At 73.2% G+C, this 24,103-nt stretch carries 13 protein-coding genes; 3 read left to right on the top strand and 10 right to left on the bottom strand.

What is annotated here, in order from left to right; genetic code table 11:
• The first annotated feature begins 72 nt into the window (after nt 1-72).
• Nucleotides 73-2,142, top strand: coding sequence for a TIM-barrel domain-containing protein (locus tag ACFV9M_RS33955; RefSeq protein WP_385074943.1), 2,070 nt, complete (start codon nt 73-75; stop codon nt 2,140-2,142).
• A gap of 51 nt (nt 2,143-2,193) precedes the next feature.
• Here ACFV9M_RS33955 and ACFV9M_RS33950 read toward each other — a convergent pair whose 3' ends face one another.
• The 7 genes from ACFV9M_RS33950 to ACFV9M_RS33920 form a co-directional block, all read right to left on the bottom strand.
• Nucleotides 2,194-2,907, bottom strand: a complete 714-nt coding sequence (locus tag ACFV9M_RS33950; RefSeq protein ID WP_385074941.1) for a hypothetical protein — start codon at nt 2,905-2,907, stop codon at nt 2,194-2,196.
• A gap of 36 nt (nt 2,908-2,943) precedes the next feature.
• Nucleotides 2,944-5,220 (bottom strand): glycoside hydrolase N-terminal domain-containing protein, encoded by a 2,277-nt coding sequence (locus ACFV9M_RS33945; RefSeq protein ID WP_385074938.1) that lies wholly within the window; start codon nt 5,218-5,220, stop codon nt 2,944-2,946.
• Complete coding sequence (locus ACFV9M_RS33940; protein WP_385074935.1) at nt 5,217-7,202, bottom strand: beta-galactosidase; 1,986 nt, start codon at nt 7,200-7,202, stop codon at nt 5,217-5,219. Before ACFV9M_RS33940 ends, ACFV9M_RS33945 begins: the two co-directional genes overlap by 4 nt.
• The gene (locus ACFV9M_RS33935; protein WP_385074933.1) at nt 7,199-9,397 is read right to left on the bottom strand and encodes a 1,4-beta-glucanase; all 2,199 of its coding nucleotides are present in this window, start codon (nt 9,395-9,397) and stop codon (nt 7,199-7,201) included. Before ACFV9M_RS33935 ends, ACFV9M_RS33940 begins: the two co-directional genes overlap by 4 nt.
• A 248-nt stretch (nt 9,398-9,645) precedes the next feature.
• Nucleotides 9,646-10,605: a carbohydrate ABC transporter permease gene (locus ACFV9M_RS33930; RefSeq protein ID WP_385074931.1), complete on the bottom strand. Its 960-nt coding sequence runs from the start codon at nt 10,603-10,605 to the stop codon at nt 9,646-9,648.
• Nucleotides 10,602-11,645: an ABC transporter permease gene (locus ACFV9M_RS33925; protein WP_385074928.1), complete on the bottom strand. Its 1,044-nt coding sequence runs from the start codon at nt 11,643-11,645 to the stop codon at nt 10,602-10,604. The genes ACFV9M_RS33930 and ACFV9M_RS33925 overlap by 4 nt, the downstream gene beginning before the upstream one ends.
• 27 nt (nt 11,646-11,672) lie before the next feature.
• On the bottom strand, nt 11,673-13,367 hold the full coding sequence (locus ACFV9M_RS33920) for an extracellular solute-binding protein (RefSeq protein ID WP_385074926.1): 1,695 nt from the start codon (nt 13,365-13,367) through the stop codon (nt 11,673-11,675).
• A gap of 384 nt (nt 13,368-13,751) precedes the next feature.
• Between ACFV9M_RS33920 and ACFV9M_RS33915 the strand changes: the two genes are divergently transcribed.
• The gene (locus tag ACFV9M_RS33915; RefSeq protein WP_385074923.1) at nt 13,752-16,589 is read left to right on the top strand and encodes a glycoside hydrolase family 3 C-terminal domain-containing protein; all 2,838 of its coding nucleotides are present in this window, start codon (nt 13,752-13,754) and stop codon (nt 16,587-16,589) included.
• Between the two features lie 194 nt (nt 16,590-16,783).
• Here ACFV9M_RS33915 and ACFV9M_RS33910 read toward each other — a convergent pair whose 3' ends face one another.
• The 3 genes from ACFV9M_RS33910 to gabT all read right to left on the bottom strand — a co-directional run bounded on the left by ACFV9M_RS33910 (nt 16,784) and on the right by gabT (nt 20,942).
• The gene (locus ACFV9M_RS33910) at nt 16,784-18,229 is read right to left on the bottom strand and encodes an aldehyde dehydrogenase family protein (protein ID WP_385074921.1); all 1,446 of its coding nucleotides are present in this window, start codon (nt 18,227-18,229) and stop codon (nt 16,784-16,786) included.
• Nucleotides 18,230-18,448: 219 nt separating this feature from the next.
• Entirely contained in the window at nt 18,449-19,129 is a 681-nt protein-coding gene (locus ACFV9M_RS33905) for a phosphatase PAP2 family protein (RefSeq protein ID WP_385074919.1), read from the bottom strand.
• Nucleotides 19,130-19,607: 478 nt separating this feature from the next.
• Complete coding sequence (gene gabT / locus ACFV9M_RS33900) at nt 19,608-20,942, bottom strand: 4-aminobutyrate--2-oxoglutarate transaminase (RefSeq protein ID WP_385074916.1); 1,335 nt, start codon at nt 20,940-20,942, stop codon at nt 19,608-19,610.
• 307 nt (nt 20,943-21,249) lie between these two features.
• Here gabT and ACFV9M_RS33895 point away from each other — a divergent pair, with 307 nt between their 5' ends.
• On the top strand, nt 21,250-23,982 hold the full coding sequence (locus ACFV9M_RS33895) for an ATP/GTP-binding protein (protein ID WP_385102621.1): 2,733 nt from the start codon (nt 21,250-21,252) through the stop codon (nt 23,980-23,982).
• The last annotated feature ends 121 nt before the right edge of the window (nt 23,983-24,103 follow it).

The raw sequence follows: 24,103 nt of genomic DNA, 5'->3' as shown, positions 1-24,103 counted from the left end.
ACCCGCACTGCCCCCGCTCCGGCGCGGGGCGGCCCTTGTCTGCACTCCTCCAGGAGCCAGGGAGCACCCCACGTGAATCAGCCTGCCGAAAACCAGACCGGTCTCAGCACCGTGAGCCTCGCGCAGTCCTCCCCCACCGTCGGCACCTTCCGTGAGCGGGACGGCGCTCTGGAGTGGAGCGGCCGTCAGGAGACCCTGCGCATCGAGCCGTGGGGCCCGGACGCGGTCCGGGTCCGGGCGCGGCTCGGCGGTCCCGTCCTCGACGGTCTACCGGGGGCGCTGCTCGCGGACGCCCCGCCGGCCACCGCCACCGTCAAGATCGAGGACGGCCGGGGGCTGCTGACCGTCGGGGCGCTCACCGTCGAGGTGGACGCCGAGGGCGCGGTCCGCTTCCTGCGCACGGACGACCTCGGTGAGCTGCTCGCCGAGGAGCGCGCCCACTTCTGGTGGCCCGGCCCGCGCCTGTACACGGCGGTCGGCAACGGCCACCACCGGCTGGAGCAGCGGTTCGCCGCCTACGACGACGAGAAGCTGTACGGCCTGGGCCAGCACCAGCACGGGCGGCTGGACCAGAAGGGGCTGGTCCTCGACCTGATCCAGCGCAACGCCGAGGTCGGCATCCCGGTGCTGACCTCCAGCCGCGGCTACACCCTGCTGTGGAACAACCCGGCGATCGGCCGGGTGGAGCTGGCGGGCAACGGCACGCGCTGGGTGGCGGACTCGGCCCGTCAGATCGACTACTGGATCACCGCGGGCGCCCCGGCCGAGGCCCAGCGCCGCTACAGCGCGGTGACCGGCCGCACTCCGATGCTGCCCCAGTGGGCGGCGGGCTTCTGGCAGTGCAAGCTGCGCTACCGCACCCAGGACGAACTCCTCGCCGTGGCACGGGAGTACAGGCGGCGGGGGCTGCCGCTGGACGTGATCGTCTGCGACTTCTTCCACTGGACGCACCTGGGCGAGTGGAAGTTCGACCCGAAGGAGTGGCCGGACCCGGCCGCGATGGTCCGCGAGCTGGACGAGCTGGGCGTGAAGCTGGTGGTGAGCGTCTGGCCGTCGGTGTCGCCGCTGAGCGAGAACCACCCGGTGATGGAGCAGCGCGGCTACTTCATCGGCACCCAGTACGGGCCGCTGGCGCACGCCGACTGGCCGGACAAGGAGGTCGCCTCCACGGTCCAGGTGGCCTTCTACGACGCGACCAACCCCGAGGCCCGTGATTTCGTGTGGTCGCGCGTCCGCGACAACTACCTGCTCCCCTACGGCATCAAGGCGTTCTGGCTGGACGCCTGCGAGCCCGAGCTGAAGCCGGGCTTCCAGGAGAACCTGCGCTACTGGGCGGGCCCCGGCCTGGAGGTCGGCAACCTCTACCCGGCCGAGAACGCCCGCACCTTCCACGACGGGCTGCGCGCGTCGGGCGAGGACGAGATCATCACCCTCAACCGGTCGGCGTGGGCGGGCAGCCAGCGCTACGGCGCCGCCCTGTGGTCCGGTGACATCGGCACCGACTTCGCCACCCTGCGCCGCCAGATCGCGGCCGGCCTCAACACCGCGCTGTCGGGCATCCCGTGGTGGAACACCGACATCGGCGGCTTCCACGGCGGCGACCCGGACGACCCGGCCTACCGCGAGGTGATGGTCCGCTGGTTCCAGTTCGGCGCGCTGTCGCCGCTGATGCGCCTGCACGGCTTCCGCGACCCGGGCATGCCGCTGGGCCCGGAGATGACCGGCGGCCCGAACGAGGTGTGGTCCTACGGCGAGGAGGCCGGGGCGATCCTGGAGCGCTACCTGCGGCTGCGGGAGCGGCTGAAGCCGTATGTGCTGGACGTCATGCGGGAGGCGCACGAGGAGGGGCTGCCGGTGATGCGGCCGCTGTTCCTGGAGTTCCCCGACGACCCGGCGGCCTGGACGGTGGACGACTCCTACCTCTTCGGCCGGGACCTGCTGGTCGCCCCGGTGCTGGAGGCGGGCGCCACGGACCGCACCGTGCACCTGCCGGCGGGCGCGCGCTGGACGGACGCGTGGACGGGTGAGACGTACGAGGGCGGTGCGGCGGTGACGGTCGACGCCCCGCTGGACCGGATCCCGCTGTTCCTGCGGGACGGGGCGCGGCTGCCCGTGGCGGAGGCGGAGGAGCCGCGCCGGTGAGACGGGTGCGGCCGGTCCCCCCGGGGAGGGACCGGCCGCACGTACGCCGGATCAGCTGCTGCTGACCGTCAGGTTGTTGGTGGCGAAGTCCAGGCCGCCGGCCGACGAGGTGATCTCGTAGCCGAACTGCACGTCACCGATGGTCTCGTTGCCGAACCAGCCCTTGGTGTCCTTGATCCACGTCAGGATCGGCAGGATGTTCACCGTGCCGGAGCTGGAGTCGGAGGTGCGCAGGAACGAGTAGACCTCGTTGGCGCCGTTGTTGCCCTTGTAGACGGCCCAGGTGTGGCCGCCGAGGGTGACGTTGCCCTGCGAGGTGCCGAGCGGGCCGACCGCGCCGTTGTAGTTGACCCAGAGCATGATCTCGTAGTCGTAGTCCGTGTCCCAGATGTCGTACGACGTGTTGTACGCGCCCGAGGACGGGACCGTGACGTTGTAGCTGCTGGTGAGCGAGGCCAGCGAGGTGATCGTCTTGTTGATCACCTTCTTGGCGTTGGGGTAGGACTTGATGCCGCCGGTGTTGGGGTGGTCGGCCCAGACGCCCCAGTTGGTGCCGGAGTTGGCCCAGGTGCACTGGCTGCCGGCGCCGGAGCCCCAGATGTTGTTGTAGAGCGTGTAGCCGTTCAGGGTCGTGTTGCCCCACTGGTCGCAGGTGCTCCAGACCGCGGCGGAGGCGGGGGCGGCGGCGAGGCCGACGGTGGCGCCGAGCGCCAGGGCGGGGGCCAGCAGGACCTTGGCGAGCCTGCTCGGGGTGCGTGTTGCCATGGTGTCCCTTCCATGGGTGGGGGGAGGTGCGGGGGATTACCACGCCTCCAGACGGAGGACGTGGTCTTCTCCGGCGACGAGGTCGAGCGGCTGCGCGCCGGAGGAAGTCCGGACGTCGACGCGGTGGCTGCGCGTGGGGCGGATCACCGCGGTGGCGCCGTCGGGGTTCCAGGTGAGGTCGATCTCGGCTCCGAACCGGGTACGGACGCCCCGCAGCCGCCCCTGCCGGTACGCCGCCGGCAGCGCGGGCAGCAGGACCAGGCGGTCCGGGGTGGACTGCACGAGCATCTCGATCAGCACGCCGGGCAGGGTGTGCGCGGCGTCCGCGTTGTAGACGTCCCGGTTCGGGTAGTGCGCGCTCATCAGCGAGGCGTGGAAGAAGTTGCCGTCGAGGACCTGGCCGAGGGCGTGCGCGACCCGTTCGCCGTCGCGCAGCCGGGCCGCGACGAGGGCGTGGTGGAGGTGGCCGTGGGCCGAGTCGTTCTCGGCGCCGCGCAGTTCCAGGGCCCGGTGGGCGGCGGCCGCGAGGTCCGGGGTGTCGTAGGGATTGATCTCGTCGAGGGGCCAGACGGCGTAGAGGTGGCTGAGGTGGCGGTGGTCGTAGGTGTCGTCGAGGCCGGGCCAGGCCCATTCGGCGAGGGCGCCGTCGGCGTTGGTCCGGTGCGCGGGGAGGCGGTCGGCGAGGGCGCGCAGCCGGGCGGCGTCCGCCGGGTGGTAGGCGGCGGCGGTGAGCAGCGCGTGGCGGGCCGCGGAGAGGTCCATGGCCGCGTTGAGGGCGCCCCAGCTCCCGCCCGTGGGCCGGTTCTCCGGCGAGTAGGAGGGGACGACGACGAGCCGTCCGTCCTCGTCGGTGCGGGTGAGGAAGTCCTCGTAGAAGGCGGCGACCTCGGCGAGCGCGGCGGCGGTGCGCGGGTCGCGCTCGCCGCGGGTGTCGTCGTGGTCGACGAGCGGCCCGAGCAGCCAGTCGGCGCCGGCGGTCCACAGGTGCAGCGGGTACTCGCGGCTGAAGTGGTACGTCAGCCCGGACTCGCCGTCGGTGTGCGGCGGGGCGACGACGCCCCGGGCGCCGAAGATCGCGCGGGCGTTCTCCCGCCAGTCCGGGAGCTGGCCGTGGATCAGGGAGGCGAGCGCCTCGGTCACCTCGGGCAGGGCGGCGGCGGCCGCGGACGCCGTCTGGAGGTTGACGTTGGCGTCCGTGGTGAACGCGCCCGCCCAGGCGGTGTCCCAGTCGCCCGTCCACAGGCCGGTGAGCCGGGGCGGGTACAGACCGCTCGCGCTGAGCAGGTGGTAGCGGCCGGCCGCGAAGAGCCGCTCCAGCAGGGCCGCTGCGGACGGCCGCTCCAGCAGCTCCGAGCCGGGCAGGGCGCGTTCGCCGGCGTCGCCGCCGAGGTCGAGCGTGACCCGTTCGTAGGCGGTGCGGTGCTGTGCGGTGTGGCGGTCGAGCAGTTCCTCGTACGTGTGCTCCGCGAGGAGGGTCCGCAGGGCGCGGGTCTCCTCGGTGACGTCGCCCTCGCCGGTGTGGCGGCGGACCCGGGTGAGGAGGAGGACGGCGCCGGCGCCCTCGACGCGGGCGCCCGGCGCGGCGAGGGACACCCGGCCGCCGGTGACCGCGACGACGGTGACGCCGGTGTACGCGCGGTCGCTGTCCGGGTAGCGGGCGCGCAGGGTGAGGGCGGCGCCCTCGGGGGTGAGGAGGGTGCCGTGGCCGACGGCCAGCCCGGCCGGCGCGCCGGGGAGCCGGTGGTCCAGGGTGAGGTCGAGGGTGAGGTCGCGGCCGGTGACGTACTGGACGATCACGTCGTCCGCGCGGGAGACGAAGACGCGGCTGGTCCAGTCGCCGTCGGTGGCGGTGGTCTCGCCGGTGGCGAAGTCGACGGCACGGCGGTATCCGGCCCGGTCCGCGGGCGGGCGGCGCAGGCGGGTCTGGAAGGCGGGGTGGAACGGCTGCACCCACTGGAGCGGCCGGCCGTCCGTGAAGCCCTCGGCGGCCGTGAGGTCTCCGGCGAGCAGCCGGTCCTGGAGGGCGCGCAGGCCGGCGGCGAGCTCCGGGGGCCGGGCGTGTTCGCCGCCGTTGGGGCGGACCAGGGTGTGGTGCGTGACGACGACACGGTCGTCGTCCGGGTCACCGGACACGAGGGCGCCGTGGTGGCCGTTGCCGCTGAGGAAGCCGTCCTCCCAGCGGGCGGCGGGGTGGGGCTCCCAGGTTCCGTGGACGGGGCCGGGGTGGTGGCCGGGGTGGTGGCCGGGGCCGGATGCCGGGCCGGCCGGAGGCGCCGCGGGAGGGGCGGGTGTCGTGGGTGTCGTGGGTCTCATGGGCGCAGTACCGCCGCTCCGTAGCGGCCGAGGGTGAGGGTGTCGGTGACCGTGGCGCCGGTGAGGAGGTCGGTGTGGGTGCCGGGCACCTCGACCGTGACCGGCTCGCGTCCGTGGTGCAGGAGGAACAGCAGCTCACCGCGGCGTACGGCCTCGACGTCCGCCGGGAGGCCGTCGAGCACGGGGCGGACGCCGGCCCCGGCGGCGATCCGGGTGAGCAGGGCGCGCAGGGCGTCCGGCTCCGGCAGTGTGGAGACGTACCAGGCGCGGCCGGTGCGCAGGACGGCGGGCAGCCCGTCGAGTTCGCCGCCCTTGTAGGGGATCGTCTCGGCGACCGTGTCCACGTCGGCCTCGATCTCCTCCGACCACAGGGTGCCGGCGAAGCCGTCGCAGGCGACGGTCTCGCCCTGCTCCAGCGGCCACCACTCGTGCAGGACGCGGATGCCGAACAGCTCGCGCAGCCGGGCGTCCATGCCTCCGGCGCGGACCCGGTCGTCCTCGTCGGCGACGCCGGTCAGGAAGCCGCTGACGAGGGTGCCGCCGCCCCGGACGTAGGCGAGCAGGTTGTCGATCGCCGCGTCGGTGAGGAGGTAGAGCTGCGGGACGACGACCAGCCGGTATCCGGTGAGGTCGTGCTCGGGGTGGGCGAAGTCGGTGGTGAGGTGCGCCTCCCACAGGGCGCGGTGCCAGGCGTGCAGGACGACCGGGTGGTCGACGCGGTCCGAGAGGCGGCCGTCCTGGGAGCTCGCCCACCAGGAGTGCCAGTCGTGCAGCACGGCGATGCCGGCGCGGACGCCGCCGCCCGCCGCCTCGGGGCCGATCCGGGCGAGGTCGGCGCCGAGCTGCCGGGTCTCCTGGTAGGTGCGGCCCCGCTCCCCCGCGTGGCCGACCATCCCGGAGTGGAACTTCTCCGCTCCCTGGCGGGACTGGCGCCACTGGAAGTAGCAGACGGCGTCGGCGCCGCGGGCGACGGCCTGGAGGGACCACAGGCGGTTCAGGCCGCGCGGCTTGGGGTGGTTGACGCCGCGCCAGTTGACCGCGCCGGCGGCCTGTTCCATCAGCATCCAGGGCCCGCGGGCCTGCGAGCGGGTGAGGTCCTGGACGAGGGCGCCGTGCTGCGGGCCGAGCGGGTCGCGCGGGTCGGGGTAGAGGTCGACGGAGACGGCGTCCTCCTCCTCGGCCCAGCGCCAGGCGTCGATGCCGAAGAACAGCGGCATGAAGTTGGTGGTGACCGGGATGTGCGGGGTGTGCCGGGCCACGATGTCGCGTTCGGCGGTGTAGCACTCCAGCAGCATGTCGGAGGTGAAGCGGCGGAAGTCCAGCACCTGGGTGGGGTTGCTCAGGTAGTGCGGGGTGCGCGGCGGCAGGACGCCGTCCCAGGTGTCGTAGCCCTGGCTCCAGAAGGCGGTGCCCCAGGCGGTGTTGAGGGCGTCGAGGGTGCCGTACTTGTCGCGCAGCCAGCGGCGGAAGGCGGCGGCGGCCTCGTCGCCGTAGTCGTAGGTGCAGTACTCGTTGTTGATGTGCCACATGATGAGGGCGGGGTGGGCGCCGTAGCGGGCGGCCAGGTCCTCGGTGATGGCGGCGGCGTGCCGGCGGTAGGTGGCGCTGGAGTGCGAGAAGTGCTGGCGGCCGCCCCACCACTCGGTGCGGCCGTCCTCGGTGCGGGGCAGGGTGTCGGGGTGGAGCCGGCCCAGCCACGGGGGCGGGGAGGAGGTGGGGGTGGCGAGGACGACGCCGATGCCGTTGTCGTGCATCAGGTCCATCAGCCGGTCCAGCCAGCCGAACTCGCGCGCTCCGGGCGTCGGTTCGAGCTTCGCCCAGGAGAAGACGCCGAGGGTGACGCAGGTGACGCCCGCGTCCCGCATGAGGCGGACGTCCTCGTGCCAGGTCTCCTCCGGCCACTGCTCGGGGTTGTAGTCGCCGCCGAAGAGGACGCGGCCCCGGGTGGCGTCGTGCAGCGTCGGCCTGTTCTCGGATGTCATCGCAGGGGCTCCCCGTACTGGATGCCGCGCCCGTTGGTGGCCAGGTAGACCCGGCCGTACACGCGCGGGTCGCCGGTGATCGTCTCGCCGGTCCAGCCCCACTGGTGGGCGTCGTCGTTGACGCGCACCCAGCTCTTCGCCCCGTCGTCGGAGCGGTGGACGGCGGTGATGGTCTCCGTGGCGCCGACCTGGTAGAGCGCCGGGTAGTCGGCGCCGTCGGCGGCCTTGCCGAAGCCGAGGGTGTACGAGGACCGGCAGCTGTCGATCTTCGAGAAGGTCGCGCCGCCGTCGGTGGACCGGTACAAACCGTTCCACTTGGCGCTCAGCCACAGGTCACCGGACCGGCCCGGGGCCGCGACCAGCTTGAACTGGCTGTCGCCGGAGGGCAGACCGGTCGCCCGCGCGGTGAAGGTGCGGCCGCTGTCCGTGCTGGCGAGGAGCGTTCCCGTGTCGGTGTCGTACGCGTAGAAGAGCGTGGGGTCGGCCGGGTCGGCGACCGGCGTGGCGCCCTTCGGGAAGGAGGGGACCTCGGACCAGGTCGTGCCGTTGTCCGTGGAGCGGTGGGCGGCGTACTTCGTGCCGTCCCAGTGCACGAAGGACCACAGCAGCGCGCTGCCGTCGGCGTTGGTGGCGATCGGCCCCGGAGCGTCCTTCGCGAGGGCGGGCTGGCTGGCGAAGGGCGCCCAGGTCACCCCGCCGTCGTGGGAGTACGCCCCGTTGCCGTGGTCGCCCCACCCGGTGCGGACGACGTACGACGGTCTGGCCGCGGCCTGCGCGAGTCCCGTCGCCGACCCGGACACGGGGTTGGTGGCCATGCCGCGCGACGGGGACGCGGTGAGCTTCTCGTGGTACATGACGCCGATGTCCCGCGAGCCGCTCAGCAGGTGTGCCTCGCCCGCCGGGGGCGACACCAGCTGGACCACGGACGCCTCCTCCAGGCCGCGGATCTGCGGGGCCCAGTTCCTCAGGTCGCGGGTGCCGTAGAGGGTGGCGCCGGTGCCGTACACGATGTGCCGGGAGTCGTACGGGTCGACGGCGAGGGCCTGGATCCACCAGCCGAACTTCGGCTGCTCCTCGCCCCACTTGAGGTAGGGGGTCTCCGACACGTCGAGGACGGCGGTGTCCTTCAGGGACGTCCAGGTGCGGCCGCCGTCGGTGGTGCGGTACAGGGTGTCGACCGCCGCCCAGCGGTTGTTGGTGGAGACGACGGCGGTGCCGGGGCGGCGGGCGTCGACGGCGACGCCGCCGTAGCCGAAGGAGTCGGTGCCGCCGTCGGCCGTGGTCCCGCCGGGCCGCACGGGCGTGACCTCGGTCCAGGTGCCGGTGGCCGTGGCCAGCTTGTGCACGCTGCCGTCGGACTGGCCGTTGGGGCCGGGCGCGTCGGCGTACGTCACGTACAGCGCGCGGGTGTGCCGGTCGTACGCGGCGCGGACCGGCACCTTGGCGGCGGTGCCGGCGGGCTGCCCGGGGACGGCGTCCCAGATGGTGCCGTCCGTGGTGCGGAAGAGGTTCGCGGAGGTGCCGTCCCCGTCGCCCCAGCCGGCGTAGACGGCGCGGCCGGCGGCGACGAGGAGGGTGACGCCCTGGCCGCCGGCGCTCGCGCCGGCGGGGAAGCCGGGGACGGCGGCCCATGTCGCGCCCCGGTCCGTCGACCGGAGGAGCCCGTCGTGCCGTGTGCCCAGCCACAGGGTGTCGCTGTCGCGCGGGTCGACGAGCAGGCGTTCACCGGCGCCCCGGCCGTCCTCGTTGGCGCCGAGCTTCACGGTGAGGTCGGTGCGGCTCCAGGTGGCGCCGCGGTCCTCGGAGCGCAGGACCGCGCCGGTGCCGGCCCAGGACTGGGCGTAGGTACCGACGGCGAGGTAGAGGCGGTCGGGGTGGGCCGGGTCGACGGCGAGGGCCTCGACGCCGAGGAGGTTCCAGTCGTCCCAGCCGAGGTGGTCGGTCAGCGGGGTCCAGCGGGCCGCGCGGTCGTCCCAGCGGTAGGCGCCGCCGATGTCGGTGCGGGCGTAGGCGAGGCCCTTGACGGCCGGGTGGAAGAGGACGCCGGTGATGAAGCCGGTGCCGCCGATGACGGCGTTGCGCCAGCGGTAGGGCACGGCACTCACGGCCGCGTGGGCACGCCCCTGCCCCACCGGGAGCGTGGTGAGCGCGGCGGCGGCTGCCGTGCCGGCGAGGACGGTGCGGCGGCTGAGCATGGGGGTTACCTCGCAGGGGTCGGGTTCGTGAACGTGGGTTGTCGGGTGCGGGGGCTGGTGCCGGGGGGTGGGGTGCGCGGCCCGGCACCGCGGGTGGCTGCGGCCGCGGGGAGCGTGACCGCACCCCCTAGGGGCGCGGGGAACTGCGCGACCGGCCACCGACGGCCCGCGGCCGTACGCCGACCCGCACCACCCCTCGGCACGGCACCGGCACCATCCCTCGGCACGACACGGCACCGGCACCGGCGTCAGCCCTTCACCGCGCCCGTCAGCATCCCCTTCTTGAAGTGCCTCTGCACGAACGGCGACAGCACCGCCACCGGCAGCAGCGCCATCACCATGACGGCCATCTGCACGGCCAGCCCGGACAGTTCTCCGGTCTTGATGGCCTGGCCCAGGCCGACCGGGGCCTCCTGCTTCTGCACGAGCTGGATCATGACGTTCTGCAACGGCATCATGTCCTGGTCGTTGAGGTACAGCGAGGCGTTGAACCAGGCGCTCCAGTAGCCGACGGCGTAGAACAGGGTGATGACCGCGAGGACCGCCCGGGACAGCGGCATCACGATCCGCCACAGGATCCGTACGTCCCCCGCCCCGTCGATCCGGGCGCTGTCGATCAGTTCCTGCGAGATCCCCATGAAGAACCCGCGCAGGACGAGGATGTTGAAGACGCTGATCGCGCTCGGCAGGATCAGCGCGAGGTAGGTGTCGGTCAGGCCCAGCGACTGCACCAGGAGGTAGGTGGGGATCAGGCCGGCGCTGAAGAACATCGTCGCCAGCAGGATCATCAGCAGCCAGCGGTGGCCGAGCGAACCCGTGCGGGAGAGTCCGTACGCGCACAGCACGGACACCGTCATCGAGAACGCCGTACCGACGACCGTGATCAGCACGCTGATCACCGCAGCGCGGGTCACCTGGCCGCCGCTGAGCAGCTCCTGGTAGGCGACGAAGGTGATGCCCTTGGGGATCATCACCAGGCCGCCCGCCTCGTCGATCGTCCGGCGCGAGGAGAGGCTGGTGACGACGACGATCCACAGCGGGAAGAGGATGGCGAAGCAGGCCAGTCCGAGGACCAGTCCCTTGCCCGCCAGGCCCACGCGGGTGGGCTTCTCCTCCCACACCGGGCGCGGCGGTGCGCCCCAGCGGCCGGGCCCGTCCGCCGGCTTGCCCGTCGGCTTGTCGATCGGCTTGTCGATCACGGCACTCACTTCTTGTACACCCCCTGCTCGCCCATCAGATGGGCCACCTTGTTCGCGGCCAGGACCAGTCCGAGGCTCACCACGCCCTTGATCAGTCCGGCGGCGGCCGCGTAGCCGAAGTCCTGGTTGCGCACGCCGTTCCACCAGACGAAGGTGTCGAGGACCTCCGCCGCGCCCGGTCCGACGGCCTCCCGTTGGAGGAGGATCTGTTCGAAGCCGACGGTGAGGGCGTCACCGACGCGCAGCACCAGCAGCAGGGCGATCACCGGGCGCAGCGCGGGCAGGGTCACGTGCCACATGCGGCGCCAGCGGTTCGCCCCGTCCATCGCGGCGGCCTCGTAGAGGTCCGGGGGGACCGAGGCGAGCGCGGCGAGGAAGACGATGATCCCCCAGCCGGCGTCCTTCCACACGCTCTGCGCGGTGACGAGGTACTTGAAGGTCTCGGGGTCGGTCATGATGTCGAGACCGTCGTAGCCGTGCTGGCGCAGCAGTTGGGAGAGCAGGCCGGCGCCGCCGAACAGCTGCTGGAAGACGGCGATGACGAGCACCCACGAGAAGAAGTGCGGCAGGTAGAGGATCGCCTGCGAGATCGCCCGCACCCGGGGCCTGACCACGCTGTTGATGAGCAGCGCGAGAAGGATCGGGATCGGGAAGTAGAGCACCAGCTGGAGCACGAACAGCACCAGCGTGTTGCGCAGGGCGTCCCAGAAGGCGGAGTCCTCGAAGATCCGCTGGAAGTTCTCCAGGCCCACCCAGGGGCTGTGCAGGATGGAGACGACCCCGTTGTCGCTGATGTAGGGGTCGTACTCCTGGAAGGCGACGAGGTTGCCGAGGATCGGCACGTAGTTGAAGAGCAGGACCAGCAGGACGGCCGGCAGGGTCATCAGGAGCAGGACGCGGTCGCGTCTGAACCTGAGCCGCAGGCTGAGCTTCCCCTGCTGTCGTTCCCGCCGGGTGCCGGTGGCGTCGTCGGGCGCCACCGGGGTCTCGTCGTTCTTCTCCGGCGTGCTGGTCTCGGTCCCGCTCCGGGGCACCGTGCTGTGCGACACGGCCGTTCTCCTTGCCTCGGTACCGGATCAGCTCGCCGACGAGCCGTTGTCGTCGAGCAGCTTCTGGTACCAGTCGCGCAGCTTGTCTCCGCCCTGGCTCTTCCAGTCGGAGACGGCCTGCTGCATGTCGCCGATCTTCTTGCGGCCGCGGATGATGTCGTCCTCGAGCTGCTCGAAGTCGTTGTAGAGGTTGGTGTAGCGGGTGGGCTCGGTGATCTGCATGCCGTAGAAGGAGGACTTCTTGGTGGCGGCGCCGACCTTCTGCTGCCACTCGACCTGCCCCCTGGCGACCTCGGGGAAGTCGGGGTGGGCGAGGGTCGAGGCGGGGCTGGCGATCATCACATAGGCGTTCAGGACGTCGATGTTGCCCTGGTCGTTCTTGACCGGGACGCCGTCCTTGAGGGTGTAGTGGGTGCCTTCGACGCCGTAGTTGGTCATCATGAACTCCTTGGTGCCGTACGGCGCGGCGGTGACGTTGGCGACGGCCAGCGCGTCACGGATGACCGACTCGGACGCGTTCTTGTTGACGAAGGCGAAGATGCTGGCCGGGTTCTTGGCCCAGAAGGTGGGCGTGCCCCCGTCGTGGGCGAAGAGGTCCATGCCCCACACCTCGAACTCCGGGTTCTGCGTGGCCTGTTCGGCGGTGCGGCTGTACCACTGCGAGATGTCCTGGTTGTAGATGAGGAACTCGCCGGCCGCGAACTTCGGCCCCGCGTCGGTGGCGTTGCTCTTGCCCAGCTCGGCGTCGGGGTGCACGAGTTCGTCGGCGAACAGCTTGCGCGTCCACTCGATCGCCTCCAGGTACTCCTGGGTCTCGATGCGGTTGATCAGCTTGCCGTCGACGACGTTCCAGCCGAGCGCCTTCTCGTCTCCGGAGAGGACGCCGAACATGTTCCAGGCGGTCCACTTCATGTCGAGACAGGCCCACCGCTTGGCCTTGGCGTTGGTGATCTCCTTGGCCAGGGCGTAGAACTCGGCGGCGGTGGTGGGGACGGCGTACCCCTCCTTGTCGAAGATGTCCTTGCGGTAGAGGGGCACGATGTTGGAGACGTACGCCGAGGGCATCGGCAGCCCGCGCAGTTTGCCGCCGAAGAGGGAGCGCTGCCAGGCGTCGGTGGGGATCGCCGCGAGGTTCGGGTAGTCCTTGACGGCGTCGCCGGAGAGGTAGGGGCCGAGATCGGCGAACTTGCCGATGATGGCGCTGGGTATCCTGCCGTTCATGTTCCAGCCGGGGACGACCACCATGTCCGGCACGTCGCTGGAGGCGAGGACCGCGCCGAGCTTCTGCTCGTAGGTGTTGCCGTCCTGGTTCTGCCAGGCGACGTCGACGCCGATCAGGTCGTTCATGGCCTTGTAGTAGGCGTTGTCCGACTTCGGCGGGGAGCCCCAGAACGGCGACATGACGGTGACCTTGCCGCCCTTGCCCAGCTTCTTCGGCACCGAGGTCTTGAGGCCGGCCAGGTCCAGCTTGCTGGTGAAGCCGATCGAGGAGCCGTTCTTGGACGGGATGTCGGGCGTCACCACGTTGGAGGCGACGTAGGCCGGCAGGAGCTTCTTGGCGTCCTTGCCCGACGTGGTGCCGTCGCGCGAACCGCTGTCCGTACCGCCGCAGGCGGCGAGCAACGGCATCCCTCCGGCCACCGCTGCGGTGGCGACCGCCGTGGAGGCGAGGAAGCTTCTCCGGCTGGGGCCGGAGGAGGCGGAAGCGGCGTTCGGCGTCATTGCGTCAACCCTTCATGGCGCACCAGGACACCCGGCGGTGGCCGTCGGCTGCGGTGTCTCGAGTGGAACTGGCTGAGCTGAAGCGGTTCCCGTCCCCGGTCGTCGGAGGATTACCCGCCCCGTGGCGGCGACTCCGTACACCGGAAGGATCGTCGAAGCGCTTCGATGTTGCTGCGAGGTTAAGTGAAGGGATGGGGGTGCACAAGGGTCGCTTCCAAGATTCCTCCGAGGTGTGCGGGTTCGGTGCGTGCTCATGTACGGCTTGAAATGCCGCCCGTGAGTCGGAGTTGTTGCCGAGGAATGTCTTGACACCCACCCTGCGGCCGACTGAGCATCGAAGCGCTTCGAAAGCGCCTGCTCGCTCCAGTGCAAAGGGATCACCACGTGACCGCACCCACGCCGCCCACGCCGCCTTTCCGCGATCCGCACCTGCCGTTCGCGAAGCGCATCGACGATCTGCTGTCGCGGCTGACCCCGCAGGAGAAGGTCTCCTTCCTGCACCAGTTCGCCCCGGCCGTGGAGCGGCTCGGCGTCGCCGCGTTCCGCACCGGCCAGGAGGCGCTGCACGGCGTGGCCTGGATGGGCCCGGCGACGGTGTTCCCGCAGGCCGTGGGGCTGGGCGCGACCTGGAACCCGGAGCTGGTGCGCCGGGTCGGCGACGCCGTCTCCCGGGAGGTGCGCGCGATGCGGGCCCGGGACGAGCGCGTCGGCCTCAATGTCTGGTCGCCCACGGTCAACCTGCTGCGCCACCCCCTGTGGGGCCGCAACGAGGAGGGCTACTCGGAGGACCCGAAGCTCACCTCCGCCATCGCCACCGCCTACACGCACGGTCTGCGCGGAGAACATCCGACGTACTGGCGCACGGCCCCGGTCCTCAAGCACTGGCTGGCCCACAACAACGAGACCGGCCGGGACGTCACCTCCTCCTCGGTCCGCCCGCGCGTGCTGCACGAGTACGACCTGCGCGCCTTCCGGGAGACGGTCGAGGCGGGCGCGGTGGCCGGCGTGATGCCCGCGTACAACCTGGTCAACGGCCGCCCCAACCACGTCTCCCCGTACCTGCGCGAGCAGCTGCGGACCTGGACGGAGGAGGAGCTGCTGGTCTGCTCGGACGCGGGCGCCCCCTCCAACCTGGTCGACTCCGAGCACTACTTCGACACCCACGAGGAGGCGACGGCGGCCTCGCTGACCGCCGGCGTGGACAGCTTCACCGACCACGGCACGGACGGCTCGAAGATCACCGCGCGGGTGCGGGGCGCCCTGGAGCGGGGGCTGCTGACCGAGGCCGACGTCGACGCGGCGGTCCGCCGCCAGCTCTCGGTCCGCTTCCGGCTCGGCGAGTTCGACCCGGGCGAGGACCCGCACGCGGGCACCGGCGCGTTCGACACCCCGGCCCACCGGGCCCTCGCCCAGGAGGCCGCCGAGCAGGCCGTGGTGCTGCTGCGCAACGACGGTGTGCTGCCGCTGGCCGCCGGCACCCGGCTCGCCGTGGTGGGCCTGCTCGCCGACGAGTGCAAGCTCGACTGGTACAGCGGCACCCTGATCCACCGCTCCACCCCGCTGGAGGGGCTGTACGAGCGGTTCGGCGCCGAGCGGGTGGAGTTCGCCGAGGGCACCGACCGGGTCCTGCTGAGGACCGCCTCGGGAGCGTTCCTGACGGTGCCGCCCGCCCCCGAGGCCGCCGACGCGGTGCGCGGCGCCGAGGGCGCCCTGGACCCGGCGCTGCTCGCGGGCCGCACCGACCTGCCCCCGCTGACCACCGGCGCGTCGGGCACCGAGCTGGCGCTGGCCGACTGGGGGGAGGGCGTCCTCACCCTGCGCGCGCCCGACGGCCGGTACCTCTCGGTCGCCGACGACGGCTTCCTGCGCGCCTCCGCCGACCAGCCCGGCGGCTGGGTGGTGCAGGAGACGTTCCGCCTCGAAGCCCATGGAAACGGTCACCTCCTGCGGCACCTGGGAACGGGTCGCCACGTCTGTGTCACCGCCGACGGCGTGAAGGTTGCCGAGGAGAATCCCGAGGTCTTCGAGCTCATCGTCGTCGAAAGCGGTGAGGACGCGGTGACCCGGGTCACCGCCGGGGCCGACGTGGTCGTGGTGGTGGCGGGCAACGACCCGCACATCAACGGCCGCGAGACCGAGGACCGTACGACCCTGCGGCTGCCGCCGCACCAGGAGCGCCTGCTGGCGGCGGCCCGGAGCGCGAACCCGCGCACGGTGCTGGTCCTGACGTCGGCGTACCCGTACGCGGTCGAGCCGGGCACCCTGTCCGCGGTGCTGTGGACCGCGCACGGCGGGCAGGCCGCGGGGACCGCCCTGGCGCGGGTGCTGGCCGGTGACGTCTCCCCTGCGGGCCGGCTGCCGCAGACCTGGTACGCCGACGACGCGGACCTGCCCGACCTGCTCGACTACGACGTGATCGGCTCCCGCCAGACGTACCTGTACTTCGAGGGCACCCCGCTGTTCCCGTTCGGGCACGGCCTGTCCTACGCGTCCTTCGCCTACGCCGGGCTGGCGGTGGCCGTCGGGGAGGACGTGGCGCGGGTCTCCTTCACGGTGACCAACACGGGGGACGTGACCGCCGACGAGGTCGCCCAGCTCTACGCCCGCGCGGTGGAGCCGTCGGTCCCCCGCCCGCGCCGTGAGCTGCTGGACCACCGCCGGCTCACGCTGGCCCCGGGCGAGCGGCAGGAGGTCTCCTTCGAGGTGCCGCTGTCCGCCTTCGCGTTCTGGGACGTGGCCCGGGGTGGCCTGCGCCGCGAACCGGGCCCGTACGACCTGCTGGTCGGCGCGTCCAGCGAGGACGTCCGGCTGCGGGCGACGGTGACGCTCGACGGCGAGGCGGCCGTCCCGCGTCCCGTCCTGCGCGAGGGACTGGCCGCCGTCGGCTTCGACGAGCAGAGCGGGACCGAGATCGTGGACCGGGCCAAGGCGGCGGGGGACGCGGTGACGCCGGCGGCCGGCGGCACGGGCGAACTGGTCTACCGTGCCTGCGACTTCGGGAGCGGCACGACGGCGGTGAGCGTGGAGGTGGCCGGCGAGGGCACGGTCGAGGTCTTCCTGGACGGCGGTCCGGCCCGGGCGGTGCTGACGCTCGGCACGCCCACGCCGGGCCCGTACGACTACACCACCCTCGACGCCCCGTTCAGCGCGGACGGGGTGCGCGATCTGCGGATCGAGCTGCGCGGCCCGCTGCGGCTCGCGCTCGTCGGCTTCTCCGGTTGAGGGTCCGGACGAGGCCGGCGCGGAGAAGGGGCCCGGCACCGGTGAACTCCGGTGCCGGGCCCCTTCGGGGACGGCGCTCGCGCGTCGAGGACCGGCCGGGCGCGGGAACGGCTCCCGCCGGCCGGGGGCGGGGACCTGGGTCAGCCGGGGTGGGGCGGGGACCTGGGTCAGCCGGGGTGGGGCGGGGACCTGGGTCAGAGGGCGAGTCCGGTGAGGACCAGAACCCGCTCGTAGGTGTAGTCGTCCATCGCGAACCGCACGCCCTCGCGGCCCACCCCGGACTGCTTGGCACCGCCGTACGGCATCTGGTCGGCGCGGTAGGACGGGACGTCGCCGATGACGACACCGCCGACCTCCAGCGCGCGGTGGGCGCGGAAGGCGACCTGGAGGTCATGGGTGAACACGCCCGCCTGAAGGCCGTACTTGGAGTCGTTGACGGCGTCGAACGCCTCGGCCTCGCCGTCCACCCTGCGCACGGTGAGGACCGGCCCGAAGACCTCCTCGCAGGCGATCGTGACGTCCGCCGGTACGTCGGTGAGGACGGTCGGCGCGTAGGAGGCGCCGTCGCGCTTGCCGCCGGTGAGCAGGGTCGCGCCCGCGGCGACGGCCTCGTCCACCCAGGTCTCGACGCGCTTGGCCGCGTCCTCGCTGACCAGCGGGCCGACGTCGGTGCCGTCGTCGGACGGGTCGCCGGTGGCCTGCGCCTCGACGGCGGCGACGATGCGCGGCAGCAGCCGGTCGTACACCGACGCGTCGGCGATCACCCGCTGCACGGAGATGCAGGACTGACCGCCCTGGTAGTTGGAGAACGTGGCGATGCGCGTGGCGGCCCGGTCCAGGTCCGCGTCGCTCGCCCAGTCGCCGAGGACGACGGCCGCGCCGTTGCCGCCCAGCTCCAGGGTGCAGTGCTTGCGCGGCACCGAGTCCATGATCGCGTAGCCGACCTTCTCGGAGCCGGTGAAGGAGATGACCGGCAGCCGCTCGTCCTGGACGAGGGCGGGCATGCGGTCGTTGGCGACCGGCAGGATGCTCCAGGAGCCGGCGGGCAGCTCGGTCTCGGCGAGCAGCTCGCCGATGACCAGACCGGAGAGCGGTGTGGCCGGGGCCGGCTTGAGGATGATGGGCACTCCGGCGGCGATGGCCGGGGCGACCTTGTGGGCGCACAGGTTCAGCGGGAAGTTGAACGGCGCGATGCCGAGCACCACGCCCTTGGGGAAGCGCCGGGTGAGGGCGAGACGGCCCTGGCCGCCGGCGTCGGTGTCGAGCCGCTGGGCCTCGCCGCCGTTGAACCGGCGGGCCTCCTCGGCGGCGAACCGGAAGACGGAGACCGCCCGGCCGACCTCACCGCGCGCCCACTTGATCGGCTTGCCGTTCTCGGCGGAGATCAGCTGCGCGATCTCCTCGGTGCGCTCGACGAGCCGCTTGCCGACGTGGTCCAGGGCGGCGGCGCGGACGTGGGCCGGGGTGGCGGCGAACTCGTCCCGCACGGCGTACGCGGCGGCCACGGCCTCCTCGACCTGCGCATCCGTCGGCACGCCGACCCGGCCGACGAGACGGCCGTCCCACGGCGAGGTGACGTCGAAGCTGTCCTCGCCGGTGGCCTGGCGGCCGGCGAGCCAGAAGGCGTGGGTGGAAGTCATAGTCGAGTCCCGGCCCTTCCGCGTAGTGGGGTGTGCTGGATTTCCTGGTCCACCGTAGGGGCGGGGAGGCGGAAGGGCGTTTGTCCGGGACGTAGTGGTGCGGGTCGGGGGTGCGCCGCTTTGGCGCGGTCGGCCGACCGCGGCCGACCGGCCTGTGGCTCAGCGCGGGCACGCTGCCGAGCACGGGCACCCGACTCAGCCCGGGCGCCCGGAACGGGGCTACCGCGCGAGGCGGCGCAGCAGCAGCCACAGTGCGCCCAGCAGCACCGCGCCGAGGCACCAGCTGGCCGCCACGTCCGACGGCCAGTGGTAGCCCTGGCGGACCAGTCCGAAGGAGACGGCCGCGACGAGGGCGGCGGCCGTGGCGGTGACCGCGCGGCGCGCGAGCGCGGTGACCAGCCAGGGCAGCAGGACCAGTGCGGCGCAGCCGTAGGCGAGGGCCGCCGTCGCCGTGTGCCCGGAGGGGTAGTACCCGGTGGCCGGCGGCACGGCGGGCGTGCCCGGCCGGTCCGTCCACTCCTTCAGCGGGAGGACGATCAGCGGCATCAGCGCCATCAGCGCCGTCACGGCGACGGGCGGCAGCCACCAGCGCCCGGCGCCCGCCGCCCTCGCCCGCCGGGCGGTGTACCAGACGACCAGCACCAGCACGGGCACCGCGACCGACACATTGCCCAGGTCGGCGAGGAGTTCGCTGACCTGGTCCCGGTGGACGAGCGCCCGGCTGAGGCGTTCGTCCACCCGCAGCAGCGGGCCGTCGGCGACGACCTGCCAGGTGAGCAGCGCGAAGAGGAGGGCGGGCAGGCCGAACAGGAGGGCGAGGAGGCCGGGGCGCGGAGCCGGCGTCCCGGCGTCCGGCGACGCGTGCGCGTCCTCGGTCCGCCGGCGGAGGCGGGTCGACATGGACCCCAGCTTGCCAGTCGGGGGCGGGGAGGGCTGCCGGGAGGTGCGGGCGCGACCGGGGGCGTGGTAAAGACCCCGGAGCGGGTCCGGGGTCCGTCTTTGCGTGGTCTGCGCCTGAGAAGGAGGTCGGCCACCCCGGAACAGGGGGGATGGTTCCGGGGTGGCCGTCCGGACCGGAACGCCGGCCGCCCCGGGGGGTCTGGGGCGGACGACTGTCCGATCGGTGAGGAGATCCGGAGCCAGAGGCTCCGTCCGTGTGCGCGAGGCACGACCAGGTCGAAGCTGGGGAGGCTCCGGCCCGGGTTCACCCGCGGTCGCCCGCGGGTGGGGGTGTATCTCTCATCTGGGGAGAACCTACGGCAGTGACTGCCGGGACGACAGAGCGTTCCGTCTCCCGCCATCCACCTCGCACACCTTCTTCACACGCTCTGCCCGGCCCGGAATCCCGTGGCTCCCGGACCGGGTGCGAAGGGCCCGCTCAGATACGGGCGAAGGCCTGCTCGATGATGTCGAGCCCTTCGCCCAGCAGGTCGTCGCCGATCACCAGCGGCGGCAGGAAACGCAGCACGTTGCCGTAGGTGCCACAGGTCAGGACCAGCAGGCCCTCCTGGTGGCAGGCCTTGGCGAGCGCGGCGGTCGCCTCGGGGTTCGGCTCCTTGGTCGTGCGGTCCTTGACCAGCTCGATGGCGATCATCGCGCCGCGGCCGCGCACGTCGCCGATGACGTCGAACTTCTCGGCCATGGCGGTCAGGCGGCCCTTCATGATCGCCTCGATGTGCTTCGCCCGGGCGTTGAGATCGAGCTCCTTCATCGTCTCGATCGCGCCGAGCGCGCCCGCGCAGGCCACCGGGTTGCCGCCGTAGGTGCCGCCCAGGCCGCCCGCGTGGGCGGCGTCCATGATCTCGGCTCGGCCGGTGACGGCGGCGAGCGGCAGACCGCCCGCGATGCCCTTGGCGGTGGTGATCAGGTCGGGGACGATGCCCTCGTCCTCGCAGGCGAACCACTGGCCGGTGCGGCAGAAGCCGGACTGGATCTCGTCGGCGACGAAGACGATGCCGTTGTCGGCGGCGAACCGCCGGATCGCCGGCAGGAAGCCCTTGGCCGGCTCGATGAAGCCGCCCTCGCCGAGCACCGGCTCGATGATGATCGCGGCCACGTTGTCCGGCCCGACCTGCTTGGTGATCTGGTCGATGGCCTGCGCGGCGGCCTCGGGGCCGGCGTTCTCGGCACCGGTCGGCCAGCGGTAGCCGTAGGCGACCGGGACGCGGTAGACCTCGGGCGCGAACGGGCCGAAGCCGTGCTTGTACGGCATGTTCTTCGCCGTCAGCGCCATGGTGAGGTTGGTCCGGCCGTGGTAGCCGTGGTCGAAGACGACGACGGCCTGCCGCTTGGTGTACGCACGGGCGATCTTCACGGCGTTCTCGACGGCCTCGGCGCCGCTGTTGAACAGCGCGGACTTCTTGGCGTGGTCACCCGGGGTGAGCTCGGCGAGGGCCTCGGCGACCTCGACGTAGCCCTCGTAGGGGGTGACCATGAAACAGGTGTGGGTGAAGTCGGCGAGCTGCGCGGAGGCACGGCGCACGACGGCCTCGGCGGACGCGCCCACGCTGGTCACCGCGATGCCGGAGCCGAAGTCGATGAGGCGGTTGCCGTCGACGTCCTCGATGACGCCGCCGCCCGCGCGCGCGGTGAACACCGGCAGCACGGACCCCACGCCCTGCGCGACCGCGGCGGTACGGCGGGCCTGCAGCTCCTGCGACTTCGGGCCGGGGATGGCGGTGACGACGCGGCGCTCCTGCGGAAGTGCGGTCATGGAGGGCTCCCTGATGATCTTGCGTACCGGGTGGTCCGGGATGTGCGCGGTCCGGGGTGTTCCCGGGGGTGCGGTGTTCGGACGCAGTGCTTCTTTTCTCGCAGGCTAGGGCGGCGGGCGGGGGGTGGGCATGCTCCATGTGGGCGTTGTCGGCGGTGCCGGTTGTCCGCGGTGGACATAGCCGGTCGGCGGGTGGCCGGCCCCGCCGGGCAGCCGCCCCGGCCGCGTAAGCGGTGGACTCTCCCTGCCGGGGCGTTAGATTGACTCGGCGATGACGGACGGAGCGGCTGGTCAGGGGGCAGGGGCGATGGACAGCGACGGGACGCAGGACGCACGGGGTACGCACACCAATCCTGTGCCGCGCCCGGCGGGGCCGCCACAGCGCCCCGCGGGACCGCCGGGACCGCCCGTGGGACCGCCGGGACCGCCCGTGGGACCGCCGGGACCGCCCGTGGGACCGCCGGGACCTCCGGCGATGCCGCCGGGACCGCCCGCGGTGCCGCCGCGGCCGGCCGGCCCGCCGGGTGCGGCGCCGCACCCGGCGGCGGGGTGGACCGGAGGCGCCGAGCCGGACCGGCGGGGCCCATGGGCCCAGGAGGCCGAGCGGGCCGCGCAGGGTGCCCAGCCCGCGCAGGGTGCCCAGCCCGCGCAGGGTGCCCAGCCCGCGCAGGGTGCCCAGCCCGCGCCGGGTGCGCATGCCGCGCAGACCCCGCAGGCCGCACACGCCGTGCAGGCCGCGCACGCCGTGCAGGCCGCACACGCCGTGCAGCCGCCCTCGTCCGCCGTCGCCGCGTGGCTGAACGAGGCGCGTCCGGCCGCGCGGCCCGGCGTCTGGCGGTTCGGGTACCGGCTGCCGAAGGCCGCGCGCGCGGCGGAGCGGCTGGCGCCCGTCACGGTCGTCGGCATGCTGATCCCGCTGGTGATCGCCCTGGTGCTGTGGTCGCTGTGGCGGCGCGGCGCCATCCCGTACCAGTTCTCGCTGCTGCGCGTGTTCACACCGGACGACTGGTGGTGGGGCGGCACGATCGCCTCCGCGCGCACCATGGAGGGCGCCGAGGCCCGGGTGGTCTACGACGGGGTGTTCTTCGCCGTCCTCCTGTGGGTGATGGGCCGGCTGGGCGGCTGGGCGGCCGCCGCGCGCCACGTCGTCGGCCGGCGGCCGCAGCCGGCCCGGGCGCTGCTCGGCCTGCTGTGCGCGCTGGCCGCGCTGAGCTTCGTCTTCCCCGACGCGTTCCCCGGGGCCGGCTGGGACGCCCTGCCGGTCGTCGCGCCGCTGTTCTCGCTCGTCGTCCTGGTCTCCGGCAGCTACGAGCTGTTCGCCTCCCCCGCCTTCACCGACTTCCTGTACACGGTGATCACACTGCTGGTGGTGTGGCCGTTCGCGCTGCTCGGCGGCTGGTGGCCGTACCTGAGGGAACGACTCGCCGCCCGCCGGACGGCACCCGGCGCCACCGCGCCCGCGGGCGTGGAGCGGCCGCGCGCGCAGTGGCCCGAGCTGCGGGACGCCGGCGAGTACGAGGCGGCGGACGTGCTGACCGCCGAGGTCGCGGCCGGGCGGATGAACGACGTGGACTGCGCGCGCGTCGCGCGCGCGTGGGCGGCACGGCGGCCGGACTTCCGGGAGGCGGTCCTGCGGGAGGCGGGCGCCGCCTGGACGCACCCCTCCGGCGACCGTGACCTGCCCCGGCGCGGCGCCCGCCACGACCTGCTGGCGGGCCAGGTGCGCATCGGCCGCTGGGTGGCCGCCGAGCGCGCCCCCCTCGCCTACCACGACGCGGGCGCCGCGCTCGGGCCGGAGGCGCTGGGCACCTCGCTGCTGGCGGTCGGGCCGTCCGGCTCGGGCAAGACGCGGACGCTCGTCGAGCCGCTGACCGAGGCGCTGGCCCTCCAGGCGCTGACCGGGAGCTGCGCGCTCGTCGCGGTCTCCTCCCCGGGGAGCCCGCTCGGCTCCGACTCCGCGTTCGACGTGATCGTACGGATCGGGGACCCCTCGTCCGTCCACGACCTGGACCCGTACGCGGAGTGCGACGACCCCGACGAGGCGGCCGCCGTGCTCGCCGAGGCGCTGGTGGGCGACCTCGCCACGGTGAACGGCCAGAGCGCGGCCACCGCGCTCGCCCAGCTGCTCGGCCCCTACCGGGCCGCGCACGGCCGCTTCCCCGCCCTGCCGGTCCTGCGCGAGCTGCTGGAGGGCGAACCGGCGGCGCTGTCGGCGCTGCGGGAGGCCGTGGCCGGTGACGAGGTCATGCGGCGCGAACTGGACGCGCGGGTACGGCAGACCGGCGTGCCCGGCGACGCGGGCCGCGCGCTCGCCGACCGGCTCGCGCTGCTGAACCGGCCGGTGTTCGCCGGCTTCTTCGGCGGCGGGGCCGGCGGACCGGGCGGGGCGGAGGCCGGCCCGCACCGGCCCTTCTCGCTGCGCGCCGTCGCCCACCACCCGCTGCGGGTCCGGATCGACCTGCCCGAGCGCGGCCACGAGGAGGCCGCCCGGCTGATCACCCGGCTCGTCCTCGCCCAGTTCCACGCCGTCGTGCGGGAGGGCCGGCGGGCCCACTTCGCCTGCCTGGTCCTCGACGACGCGACGGGGACCGTCACCGCGGACTCGGTGCGCCGGATCCAGCGGCTGCGCGCGCGGAACGCGGGCGTGGTGCTCGCGCTGCGGACCGTCGCCGACGTCCCCGAGGCGCTGCACGGGCCGCTGTACGCGGCGGTGGGCTGCCGGATGGCGTTCTCCGGCATCACCACCTGGGACGGCAGCCGGTTCGCGCAGACCTGGGGCACCGAGTGGGTGGAGACGACGGAGGTCGCCAAGCACACCGTCTTCGCGGACCAGCCGATGACCCGCGCGATCCACGCCCTGCGCAAGCTGGTCACCGGCAAGGCCGTGACCACGGACGCGGTGACGGTGCGCCAGGTCGAGCGGGAACGGTGGTCGGCGTCGCAGCTGGCGCACGAGGTGCCGCCGGGGCACGCGGTGCTGTCCCTGACGACCGTCGGGGGTGAGCACGCGCCGCCGCTGCTGGTGGACCTGCGGGGCTGAGCCGGTGGACCCGCGGGGCCGAAGGGAAACGCGAGGACTCCTCCAGTGAGGCAGAATCGCCCTGGGCCCTTCATACGAAGCGGCCAAAAGATCACGCGGCCGAGGCAGAGGACCACGCGTA

This window comes from Streptomyces sp. NPDC059895 (genome assembly GCF_042731035.1).
Taxonomy (GTDB): Bacteria; Actinomycetota; Actinomycetes; order Streptomycetales; family Streptomycetaceae; genus Streptomyces.
This window is presented reverse-complemented; position numbering and strand designations above follow the sequence as displayed.

What these genes read in the sequence shown, in the direction of transcription:
- ACFV9M_RS33905 (WP_385074919.1), bottom strand. Translation starts at nt 19,129, where the DNA reads ATGTCGACCCGCCTCCGCCGGCGGACCGAGGACGCGCACGCGTCGCCG.
- ACFV9M_RS33895 (WP_385102621.1), top strand. Translation starts at nt 21,250, where the DNA reads ATGGACAGCGACGGGACGCAGGACGCACGGGGTACGCACACCAATCCT.
- ACFV9M_RS33940 (WP_385074935.1), bottom strand. Translation starts at nt 7,202, where the DNA reads ATGACATCCGAGAACAGGCCGACGCTGCACGACGCCACCCGGGGCCGC.
- gabT (WP_385074916.1), bottom strand. Translation starts at nt 20,942, where the DNA reads ATGACCGCACTTCCGCAGGAGCGCCGCGTCGTCACCGCCATCCCCGGC.
- ACFV9M_RS33945 (WP_385074938.1), bottom strand. Translation starts at nt 5,220, where the DNA reads ATGAGACCCACGACACCCACGACACCCGCCCCTCCCGCGGCGCCTCCG.
- ACFV9M_RS33920 (WP_385074926.1), bottom strand. Translation starts at nt 13,367, where the DNA reads ATGACGCCGAACGCCGCTTCCGCCTCCTCCGGCCCCAGCCGGAGAAGC.
- ACFV9M_RS33935 (WP_385074933.1), bottom strand. Translation starts at nt 9,397, where the DNA reads ATGCTCAGCCGCCGCACCGTCCTCGCCGGCACGGCAGCCGCCGCCGCG.
- ACFV9M_RS33910 (WP_385074921.1), bottom strand. Translation starts at nt 18,229, where the DNA reads ATGACTTCCACCCACGCCTTCTGGCTCGCCGGCCGCCAGGCCACCGGC.
- ACFV9M_RS33950 (WP_385074941.1), bottom strand. Translation starts at nt 2,907, where the DNA reads ATGGCAACACGCACCCCGAGCAGGCTCGCCAAGGTCCTGCTGGCCCCC.